Origin of the sequence: Lutibacter flavus (genome assembly GCF_900188355.1) — a bacterium.
GTDB lineage: Bacteria > Bacteroidota > Bacteroidia > Flavobacteriales > Flavobacteriaceae > Lutibacter > Lutibacter flavus.
In genome coordinates this window covers 276,962-289,460 of sequence record NZ_FZNX01000004.1, presented here as the reverse complement: position 1 = coordinate 289,460, position 12,499 = coordinate 276,962, and the positions used below count along the sequence as shown (strand labels likewise).

Here is a 12,499-nt window from a genome sequence, read left to right as displayed (position 1 = left end):
GTTATTAATATTACCACCCAGGGTTTTGTTCGTAAACACCATTGGCTAATCTCATTTCTGTTTCTGGGATTGGCACCAAGCCTTTTGTTTCTGCTCTATAGTTCGCTTTATAAGTAGCATCTATTCCAGAATTTCTTACATTAATAGTACTGTTAAACGCAGTCTCAACATCTCCCCAACGAACGATATCAAACCAACGTAAACCTTCAAATGCTAATTCATGCATACGTTCTTGCTTTAAAGCTTCTAAGGAATATCCTACAGCATCTAATCCTGCTCTAGATCTTACAGCATTTAAACCTTCTGCAGTACCTGTAATTTCAGAATGCATTAGTAATACATCAGCAAAACGCATAAAAATAAAGTCTTGTGCGTGCATTAATTGCATATCAGCATTACCCCAGTTATATAATTGTACAAACATTCCTTTGGTAGCTCCTTCAGGATCTTGATGTTGAATAGCAATGTATTTTTTATTAAAGAATCCTGTTTCGTGATCTCCTTTATCTGCTTGATAATTCCCAGTTCCTTGATCACTATTCCCTAATTCAAGAATAGAACCTACTTTTCTTGGGTCGTTATCATCCCAACTATTCCATAATTTAGGATTTATAGTACCCCAACCCCATCCTTCACCAAAAGGAGTCATTGAGTTTCCACGAATACCTGTAAACAAGGCTAATCTATTTGTATAAATATTTCCATTATCCCATCCCCAGTCTCCAAAAGAAAACCGTTGAACAAACATAGTTTCATAATTTCCTGATCCAAAAGTTGGAGAATGTCCATCTTGACCAACCCAAGCTAAACCTTCAGTTTCTGCCCAAGGCAATGCAGAAGTACCTGCGCTTGTGTTCACATAAGAATATGGCCATAAGTTTCTAAAATCAGGTGTTAATTGATATCCACTTCTACTAATACAATCATCTAAATAAGCTGTTACATCAGAAGCACTTAAAGTACCGCCATCAACTAATGGTAATACATCAGTTGATTGCCCCATCATATTTGTCATATATCCTGTGTAGAATAAATATACACGTGCCATATAAGCTTCAGCTATCCATTTATTTGTATGTCCATAATCAGACGTAGGAATCTCTGAAAAAGATTTTTCTGGCATTGTTTCAATTGCTTGTTTTAAATCTGACGCAATTTGAGCAAAAGTTTCTTGGTAAGAAGCTCTTGGAGCATCTCTAGGAGTATCAAGTGCAATAATTAGCGGCACACCTCCAAAGAATTTAGCCAATCTAAAATAGAAAAATCCTCTCATAAATAATGCTTCTCCAATAGCTTGATTTTTAAATTCTTCAGCTAGTTCCGGAGTATCAAAAAACGTTGAAAAGTCAGCTTCAGCAGTTTTCTCAATTATGGCATTTGCTCTTGAAATTCCATTATAACATTGTGTCCACATATCACGATATGTATCTTCAGCAGGGTCTTCAAAATTATCTACCCATTTCGCTGATTTATCATCTGGTCCACCACCACCTAACATCATATCTGACATTAAGTTTGCAGCTAAAGATTCATTACTATGTACATTTGCAGTATATATTGCATTATATACACCAGCCATTGCTTCCTCAATGTCTTTAGGAGCTTTATAATAACTCTCTAAACTTTTTCCATATAGGTTTTTAGTATCTAAATCTTTCTCACAGCTGGTTATAAAAACCATGCCTACGAAAGCTATAAAATATATTACTTTTTTCATTATCTTCTTTTATTTTAAATTAAAAATCAACACTTAATCCAAACATCACTGTTCTAGCCTGTGGATATAATCCAAGATCTACACCTGAAGCCCAACTTGCGTCGTGTCCAAAACGTACCTCAGGATCCATTCCGTCATACTTTGTAAACGTATGTAAATTACTTACAGCAACATATAATTTTGCATTTGAAATTTCTTGAAAATCAGCAAGCATATCTCCAAATTCATATCCAAAAGTTAAATTATTAATTCTTAAATAATCAGCATCGTGCATAAATATATCAGAAATAAAATTTGTATTTCTATTAGATGAAGAACTTAGACGTGGCATTGTATTAGATGTTCCTTCACCATGCCAACGATTAAATACATCAGAAGTATAGTTTTGCGTAAAATTATCTGCAAATGATCTATATGATTGCATTACCTGCATTCCAAATTTTCCAGTTAATGTTGTATTTGCATAGAAGCCTTTATAAGCAAAATTTAATTGAAGACCCATTTCAAAATCTGGATTTGGATCCCCTAAAAATACTTTATCGTTTTCATCTATTGCACCATCTTGATTTTGATCCACAAAACGAACATCTCCCGGACGTTGGTCTGCAAAATACGGAGTTCCACTTGGAGTTACATAAGCATCAACTTCATCTTGATTTTGTAAAATACCATCCGCTTTAAATCCGTAAAAGTATCCAATTGGTTGCCCAACTTGTACTCTTGAAATATAAGAAGTTCCTTGTGATAATACATGACTTGGGCCTAAAATAGAACCATCAGTATTTGCAATACGGGTTACTGTGTTTTTATTATGTGCTCCTGTTAAGGTAGCTCCATATTTGAAATCTCCAATTTTATCTTTCCAATTTAAAACAAGCTCAACACCTTTATTTTCAATATCTCCACCATTAATAAATGGAGCACCAGCACCTGCTGTTCCTTGAATTGGAGCCACTAGCAACCAATCTTTAGTTGTTTTGTTATACCAATCAAATGTTACTCCCAATCTTGAATTTAATAAATTAACATCAAAACCAATATTTAACTGTTCTGAAGTTTCCCAAGTAACATCAGGATTTACAACTTTTTCAGGGTATGCTGTTGTTCCAGACACAGGTTTTGTATCACCAAAGAAATATCCTGGAAATGCATATTTAATTTGAGCTGAATAAATGAAGTTATCAATTGATTGATTTCCATTTTGTCCCCAACTTGCTCTAACCTTTGCAAAATCTATAATATTTGAAGTACTTTCCATAAAGTCTTCTTTTGTTAGAATCCAACCTGCTGAGAATGATGGAAAAGTACCCCATCTATTTCCTTTCGCAAAATTGGATGAACCATCAGCACGAACAGTTGCAGACATTAAATATTTTTCTTTGTAATTGTACTGAGCTCTTGCCATATACGACATTAAACCTCCACCACCGGCAGCCCAATCAGCTCCCCAGGTATTTATATCATTAATAGATTCTGGACTTTCAGTATTGTTAATATATGCATACTGTGATTGCCCTGGGAATAATAAATTATTTCTTGAACCACCAACCTCAGTATTAATTTGATTTTGAAGTAATTCCGTACCAATCAATGCATCAACTTGGTGATCCCCAAATTGGCGCTTGTAAGAAACTGTATTTGTCCAAGTATAGTTATTTCCAAGATATTGACTTTGTTGAGCACCATTTACATCATCGCTGTATAATCTTCCTAATCCATAAGTTGGATTCATTGATCTGCTATGTCCAAACCAAGAATCAATACCATAAGAAGATCTAAATTTTAAATCTTTTATTGGTTCAACTTCTAAAAATACGTTTCCTATTATTTTGTTTCCTTTTCCAGAATTGTAATTATGACGATAATACATTACTGCTAAAGGATTTGTTTGACCTACAGCAATACCTTCTAAAGTTGGTGAAAATCCAAATTCATTAACATTGCTATCAATAGACTGTTGCCAATATGCCGGCATAAAAGGATTTTGAACTAAAGCATTGTGTAAATCATTCCAATAAATATTACCAGTTGCAACACTTCTGTTTTCTTCATTTGTATATGTAAAGTTTTCACCTACAGTTATAATGGCATGTTCATCATTCTTTTTTAATACCATTTGAGTATTTAACCTTGTAGTTAATCTTTTATAACCTGCGTTGGTAATATCTCCACCAATCATACCTTTTTGATCCAAATACGAAACACCTAATGAATAAATAATATCTTCACTACCACCAGTTATGTTTAACGCATAATTTTGAACTGGAGCATCTTGGCTGGTCATTTCATCAATCCAGTTAGTTCCTTCCCAACCGTTTTGTACTCTATCCCAAATTTCTTGGCCATACTGTTCGTCAAGACCTGGATAATTTTGTCTTAACCAGTCATTATTCTGAAGCATCGCTTCCCAATTATTTGGAGCTAAACCATCATTAACGCGACCTTCATCCATAATATACATATACTCTTGTACATTTAACGGGTCTAAGTTTTTGTAGATATTTTGAACACCATAATAGCTATCAAAACTTATTTTTGCAGGACTGTCTTTTCTACCTTTCACTGTTGTAACTAAAACAACTCCGTTTGCAGCACGAGAACCATAAATAGCAGCAGAAGCAGCATCTTTAAGTACATCAATAGTTTCAATATCGGATGAACTCAAGTAATCAATATTACCAACGGCAACACCGTCAACAATATATAATGGGTTTGAGTTTCCAATAGTACCTAAACCACGAATGGTTACTCTGGTACCAGCACCAGGCTGACCACTATCTCTAGTAATACTAACACCAGCTGTTGTTCCTTGCAAGGCTTGCATTGCTGTTCCTGTATTAAGAGCCGCAATATCTTCTCCTTTTACATTAACACCAGCACCTGTTATTAAGGTCTTTTTTTGAACACCATAACCTACAACTACTACTTCTTCTAGGTTTTGAGTGTCTTCATCTAAAACTACATTTAATTGCTCAAAATTTGCAACAACAATTTCCTTTGTTGAAAAACCAATATAAGAGAATACTAAGGTCTCTCCCATATTAATGTTAGATAAAGCAAATTCACCGTCAAAATTTGTCGTAGTTCCAAGAGATGTCCCTTTTTGAATAACTGAGACTCCCGGAAGTGGGGTACCATTTCTATCAGAAATAGTACCTTTAATTTCATTTGTTTGTGAGTATATCGAAATACTGACAAAACATAAAAAAATTGATATTAAAATTGATTTCATATAAATTATTGAATTAAGTTTATATAAAACTACTACTAATTTTAGCTCACTTTTAAAAAGCTACCTATACAAAAAACATACATTAATTAAATATAGCACTATTAATTTACCATAGTTTACGATTAAAATAGCACACTTCTTTCAGTGTTTACAGTAGTTTCCATAATTTTTTAAGACGCTTTATAAATCTTAAAAAAATGTTAAATTAAATTAACTAAAACCTTGTAGTTGGCCAAATGTTGTGGCAATGTTGTGGTAGCTTTTAATTTTGTAGCAGTAATTAAATCTCCAAAATGTACTCAACGAGACTCTTTTCATGATTTAACTCCATTTTTTTTCTAAGCCTATACCTTTTTATCTCAACACTTCGAGTGGAAATATTTAACAATGGAGCTATTTCTTTAGATGATAAGTTTAAACGTAAATATGCACATAAACGTAAATCATTTGGGGTTAAAGACGGATGAACACTTTTTACTTTTTTCAAAAAATCGCTATCGGCATTATTGAATGCTTCTTCAAACATTTGCCAATCATTATTTTTAGTAAGATTGTTATTAATAATTTTTAGAACAGGCTTAACTCTGTCTTTATCTTTAATTAAAGATAATTCTTCTTTAATTTTATTTAATAGTTCATTCTTTTTAATATTACTCATTGTTGATGATGAAAGCTCTCTTGTTTTGCTATCAATTTCATGTTGTAGCTTATCATTCCTTAATTTCATAATCTCTTTCTCACTTTCTAATTGAACCATAAAAAATTCACGCTGCTTTTTATCCATTAGCGTCTTTTTTTGCTTTGAATAATAATATCTGTATAGCGCATGAATTAATAAAAACAACCCGATAAATATAATCGAGTAAACCAGTATAAATTTATTAGATAGGTACCACGGACGCTCAATAGTAAAAGAATATGTTGCAATATTATTGGATACATTATTTCCTATTTGAGAATTTACTTTAAAAGTATAATTTCCATAAGGCAAGTTTTTAAAAGACACTTCAGAATCGGTACTCCACTCACTCCAGTTATCATAAAAACCCTCTAACTGATATTGAAAATTTATCTGAGTATATTTATCAAATTCCGGAACACTAAATGTAAAATCTAAATTATTCTCAATTGATTTAAGTTTACTTTTTTCTATTAAAGAAATGGGGATTTTTTCACTATCGATGGTGCTTTTTTCGATTGAATTTATTGTTACTTCAAAATTAGAATTATTTAATTTATCCAGATTTAAAATAATATACCCTCTGGTAGTTCCAAAAAGATAGAACTGATCGTTTAAATGAATCATACTTTCAAAGCCTGCAATATTTCTTCTCAAAGAAGCTGGTAAAAATATTTTTGTGCTTTTTAAATCATCGTTTAATTTACCTGGAGTAAAATACACAATGCTTTTATCCGTAAAACCCCAAAGCTTATTTGTTTTATCATCTACTATTAGTTTACCAGAAACAAATTCATCATTTTTCAAAAAATCTTCTGTAAGAACAGAATCTTTTTTGAATACCTCTTTTTCATTATTATACTTAAATATACCATTATTAGAAGCGTATAATATTTCATTATTATAACTAGAAATTGTTGACTTGAGTCCTTTAGGAGCGCTATTTACAATAGTATAATCCAAAACTTTTGAAAAATCTTTATTTAACTTAAGTTTAAAAACACCTTTATATTCATGATTTACCAAAATACTTCCATTGTCTGTAAATTCGAAAAATCTACTGGTTGGATCAAAACCTGCTATTTTATTTCGAAATTTCCAACTATTATTTACTTTTTCCAACACATTAAGTCCATTATAATAACCCTGAATTAAAAGGTTCTTATTATTCATTACCGATTTTATTTCCATGGTACCCATAATGTCAGTTATTAAAGAAACCTTATCATCTTTTACTACAAAAGTTCCTTTATTATGGCCACAAAAAAGCGTGTTATCATAAACTTTTAAACACCAAACTTGTCCATCTGTTTTATCAATAAAATTAAAATCACCCTTATTACCCAATTTTTTATAAAACAGCCCCTGATTTGTTCCTAAATACAAATTATCATTATATATGGCAGACGTATAAACAGAACCTAATTTACCTTTAAAATCGTTATATATTGCAAATGGAGAATTATAATTTATTACACTAATACCATTGTCTAAACCAAGCCAAAGATTATGATCTCTATCTTCATACATAGCTAAAACTGTATTATTATTTAGCCCTTTTTCCTGATTTATTTGACTTAAAACATTTCCATTTATATCCAATCTATAAATCCCATTGGAAATTGTTCCAAGCGCTATACTCCCATCTGACAATTGCAAACTACTATAAACAAAAACATTAGAAATAATATCATTGGAAGAAATATCCCATTTTAACAATTTATTTTCCTCTAAGTAATAAAACCCTTTTTGTTGTGTTTGCAATAAAACTAAGTCATCCACTTTAAAAACATTTACTAAAATATTGTTCTTTAAAATTGTATGATCAGAAACCAAAACCGGCTCTCCATTCTCAATTTTAAAAACACCTTCATTAATTTTTTGGAAATAAATACTCTTATCAACTTTAAAAACTTTTGGAAGTCGCGTTTTTGAATTAATAATATTAAAAGATTTATTTACAGTATTATAAATGTAAATTCTATTTAATGACTGAAACAATATCCAATTATCATAATCAATTATATTCCAAAAATCTTCTTCTACTAATGGCACACTTAACGTTTCACTTAATGAAGTATAGGCTAAACTACCAAAATCATTTTTTTCCCAAAAACCAAACTCCATATAACTACCCGTGTAAATTTTATTATCACTAACATTTACAGAACGCATTACGGTATTATTTGGTGATTGATATAAACGCCATTTGGAACCATTAAACTCTAATAAACCACTGTTATTTGCAACATATATATTTTTATTATCAGTTTGAGAAATAGCCCAATTTTGATTTTGGGCTCCATATGCTTCCTGTGAATAATTTTCTATTGGAGGTAATTCCTGAGCAAACACACAAAATTGAAAAATAAATAGTAGTGCAATGGAGAAATATAATTTACTTAATTTCATATTGAATTCATTAAAAAAAGTATAAGTACAATAATACAATTTTTATAGTAAATATATTTTAAAGCTTCAACTTAAACCCGTTTTTAGAATCAATCTAATAATCGAGCTTACAATTTAAAGGCTAAACTTTAAGAATTAAAAAAGTAATAATTTAGATTTGTAGGTATTCTTTTATAAATAAATTTCTAGTAAAACTGCACTGCCTGATTCAATTTTCAGTTGCTTTGTAGTTGCCGGTAACAATATGCTTTCACCTGTTTTTAAATTGTATAATCTGTTATTGCTTTGAATACTGAAAACACCTTCCACACACATATAAATCACAAATGAATCCAGATTTGTATAGTCTTTTTCTAATACGCCTTTTACAGTAATAATATTGGTTTTAAAATAAGGTGAATAAACTAATTCACTAGAACTATTTATTTTATTAGTATAGTTTGTTTTATAGCTGTCGTAAAAATTAAAATCAATTGCATCAATTGCTAAATCTGTGTGTAATTCTCTCTTTTCTCCAGTCTTAGCATCTATTCGATCATAATCGTAAATTCGATATGTAATATTAGATGTTTGTTGAATTTCAGCCAATAAAACACCTGCTCCTATCGCATGAACTCTACCTGTTGGAATATAAAATGCATCTCCTTTTTTAACTTTTTCAATATTTAAAATCTCAGTTAAGGTTTCATTATTTAGATGCTTCACATATACTTCTTTTTCAACTTTCTGATTAAAACCAACTATCAATTCTGCTTCATCTTCAGCCTGCATCACATACCACATTTCATTTTTTCCAAATGAATTATGACGTTCTTTTGCCAATGCATTACTGGGATGCACTTGAATAGATAATGGTGTTTTTGCATCAATAAATTTTATCAATAGAGGAAAATCATTTCCAAAAATATCATATACTTTATTTCCAACAAAATCACCTTTAAACTTCTTCATCAATTGTTTTAAGGTTTGGCCTTTTAAGAATCCTTCTGCTACTTCAGTTTCATTTTCAGGCACATCAGAAATTTCCCAGGATTCACCTATAGAATCTTCTTTATAATTTTTATTTAAAACTGTTTTTAACTTATCTCCACCCCAAATACGATAACTGTAAACTGGTTGAAATTTTAAGGGATATAATTGCATGTTTTCTATATATTATTATAAATTTAATTTACGTTTTTACTTAATTATTTTTACTATTAAATAATTATTTGGGTGAATTGTTGTTTCTCCAAATAGTACTTTTTCATTGAAGTTTAATTCAATTTTTATTGAAGATTCGCTAAAATTAAAGTAACATTTAACCTTATCTCCTTGATATTCTCTAATAAAAAATATACAATTGTTTGAAATAGATAATTCCTCATAGTTACCGTATTGAAAAACTGGTTGAGAATTTCGTAAAGCAATCAATTTTTTATAGGTATTCAAAATTGAATTTTCATTTTTCTCCAAACTAGTAACATTTGTATGTTTATAGTTTGAATTTACTTTAATCCAAGGAGCAATATTTGAAAAACCAGCAAATTCAGTATCATTCCATTGCATTGGACTTCTGGATTTATCTCTATTATTCTCATTTCCAACTCTTAAAGATTTTTCTTCAGAATCACCTTTTTCTCTAGACAAATTATAATGTGTACGACCTTGAACATCCTTAATTTCATCAATTGAATTGGCTTTTATATTTTCCATTCCAATTTCCTCTCCGTAATAAATAAATGGAATGCCTTTAGCCGTAATCATTAATGCGGCTAATGATTCGGCTCTTTCAGGGTTGTTTTCTGCCAATCTACTTATTAAACGAGGCATATCATGGCTTCCAAAAAATAACGTTGGGAAATTAGTCATATTTTTTTCCATGCTTTGCAATTCGTCAAAAACACGTTTTGCTGAAAATTCTTTTATGCTCCCAAAATTAAAATTGAATACTACATCTAATAATTCCGTTCCCTGATATTGTTTTAATACCTCAATTTTATCACTTCCTATTTCACCAACAATAAAGCGATTGTCAAATTCACTTACTGTTTCCCGCATTATTTTCATGGCTTCTTTTACACCTTTTTGATTGATATCATATAGATGCTCCTGTTCTCCTTTTTCATTTATTGGATTATTTAAATTGATTCCATCAGTTGTTAAAAAATTTATAACATCCAATCGAAATCCATCCGCTCCTAACTTCAACCAAAATCGCACTACTTCTTGAATTTCTTCAACAACTTTTGGATTTTCCCAATTAAGATCAGCCATTTTTACATCAAATTGATGGTAATAATATTGGTTTGTAGTATTGTCCAATTCCCAAGCTGATCCTCCAAAAAATGATTCCCAGTTATTTGGTTCATCTTTCCAAATATAGTAATCTCTATATGGATTTTCTTTTGATTTTTTTGACTCCTGAAACCATTTTGATTCAGTGGAAGTATGATTTACCACTAAATCCATAATTATTTTAATATCTTTTTTATGAGCTTCATTTAAGAACAATTTAAAATCTTCTAATGAGCCATACGTTGAGTCAATTTTGTAGTAATCTGAAACATCATATCCATTATCTACTTTTGGTGATTGAAGAAATGGTGTTAACCAAATACCTTTAACTCCTAAATTTTGAATGTAATCTAATTTTGAAGTCAACCCTTTAAAATCACTAAAACCATCACCATTACTATCCTTATAACTAGGCATGTAAATTTCATAAAAAACAGTCTCTTTCCACCAAGTTTTTTCTAACACAATTGCTCTTTCTTCATTACAAGATAACATGGTGCCTATGAATAAAATTAATACCGTTAGTTTTAGGTTGCTCATTTATTAAATTATTTCTTTTAGTCAAACTTTAGCTGGTTAATAGTCATACCTTCAAATTCAATATTGAAATTTTCAGATTTAGCAGAAAAAGCCTCAATTGGTTTTTTCGGAAAAAACAGTTCTGTCATAACGGTTTTTCCATTATTGTAAAATATTTCAATTGAAGTTTTATCCAAAAGTACTCTAATATCAATATTTTTTAATTCTTCCTTAATTGGAGCAATTGAAATTATTGGTGCAAATTTATCTGAAAAGGAAATATTTCCTGATTTCATTCTATCAAGAAAGAAGAATTTTTCTTTATTGTTAACTCCAAATTTCAAAGAATCTCCAACAGCATTAAAAAACGAAAAAGTGTAAATATCTTTCTGTAAATCCTTAATTTTAAAATGAATGTCTAAACTAGAAAAGTCAAGTTCTGGTTTAGTAATAAGTACTGTTTCACCTTCAACATTAAAATCACCTTTCTTAATTGATTTTGAAATGTAATTATTTATTTCTTTAACTGGCTGTGATGTTATTCTGTAGTGATCATCATTTTTAACCAATTTAAGCTCTCGCACAATTGTCATACTACTGCGCCATTTGTTAGTGGGCACTTTTTCTGCATACTCCCAATTTGACATCCACCCTAAAAACAACTTTCTACCATCTTTCTCAGGCATATTTGACCAAGTAACTCCCGCATAATTATCTCTCCCATAGTCAATCCAAAATACATTTTCATTAACTAAGTCCTTTTTAAAAAAGGGATCCAGAATAAAAGATTTACCATTAAAATCTCCAACAAAATATTGCGTTCCAGTTCCTCCATTAGGTCCCCCAGAAACAATACTTTGAATTAAAACCCATTTTATTTCATTGGTTCCGTCCACAGTCATAGGAAAAAAATCAGGACATTCCCAAACACCTCCATGAGCTCCAATATCTTTGCCGAAATTTGATAAATATTTCCAGTCTTTTAAATTTTTAGAACTATAAAACATTGATTTATCTCCTGCTGCTAATACCAAAACCCATTGATTATGAATAGTATCCCAACTAATTTTTGGATCTCTAAAATCTTTAATTCCTGGATTTTTTATAACAGGATTTCCCAAATATTTAGCCCATGTTATACCTTCATCTAAAGAATATGCAATTCCTTGACTTTGATAATCAATTTTACCTTCTTTTTCCAGTTTAGGATCATGATAAGTAAACATGGCTATCACAGGTTTTTCTGAACCACTTGAAAAGCCAGATGTATTATTAATATCTACTACAGCACTTCCTGAAAAAATATAGCCTTTTTCATCTGGATATAATGCTATTGGCTGTTCTTTCCATGCTACTAAATCTGTGCTAATTGCATGTCCCCAATGCATGGGTCCCCAAACAGCAGAATCAGGGTAATGTTGAAAAAATAAATGATAGTTTCCATTAAGGTAAAACATACCGTTTGGATCATTCATCCAGTTTTGCTTAGGTGTAAAATGAAATTTTGGCCTATACAATTCTTCTTCAGTATATTTCCTATCCATTTTTTGTGAAACTGTTTTTTTGTCTTCAGTAAAATTGGTACACTTTGTTAAAGTAAATAAAACGAACCCTACTATTGCTACCGTAACAAACCATGCTTTAATTTTATTCACTTTATTAC

6 protein-coding genes are annotated in these 12,499 nt (G+C 30.5%); all 6 read right to left on the bottom strand.

Features of this window, described 5'->3' with window-relative positions; translation table 11 throughout:
* Positions 1 to 10: 10 nt before the first annotated feature.
* The 6 genes from CHB63_RS12485 to CHB63_RS12460 all read right to left on the bottom strand — a co-directional run bounded on the left by CHB63_RS12485 (position 11) and on the right by CHB63_RS12460 (position 12,491).
* Complete coding sequence (locus CHB63_RS12485) at positions 11 to 1,717, bottom strand: RagB/SusD family nutrient uptake outer membrane protein (RefSeq protein ID WP_089378810.1); 1,707 nt, start codon at positions 1,715 to 1,717, stop codon at positions 11 to 13.
* 19 nt (positions 1,718 to 1,736) lie between these two features.
* Entirely contained in the window at positions 1,737 to 4,949 is a 3,213-nt protein-coding gene (locus CHB63_RS12480; RefSeq protein ID WP_089378809.1) for a SusC/RagA family TonB-linked outer membrane protein, read from the bottom strand.
* Between the two features lie 280 nt (positions 4,950 to 5,229).
* A complete protein-coding gene (locus CHB63_RS12475; RefSeq protein WP_089378808.1) occupies positions 5,230 to 8,040 on the bottom strand; it encodes a helix-turn-helix and ligand-binding sensor domain-containing protein in 2,811 nt (936 codons plus the stop codon).
* 171 nt (positions 8,041 to 8,211) lie between these two features.
* Complete coding sequence (locus CHB63_RS12470; protein ID WP_089378807.1) at positions 8,212 to 9,183, bottom strand: type I phosphomannose isomerase catalytic subunit; 972 nt, start codon at positions 9,181 to 9,183, stop codon at positions 8,212 to 8,214.
* A gap of 36 nt (positions 9,184 to 9,219) precedes the next feature.
* Positions 9,220 to 10,857, bottom strand: a complete 1,638-nt coding sequence (locus CHB63_RS12465) for a glycoside hydrolase family 13 protein (RefSeq protein WP_089378806.1) — start codon at positions 10,855 to 10,857, stop codon at positions 9,220 to 9,222.
* Between the two features lie 17 nt (positions 10,858 to 10,874).
* Entirely contained in the window at positions 10,875 to 12,491 is a 1,617-nt protein-coding gene (locus CHB63_RS12460) for a glycoside hydrolase family 32 protein (RefSeq protein ID WP_245856955.1), read from the bottom strand.
* Positions 12,492 to 12,499: the final 8 nt, after the last annotated feature.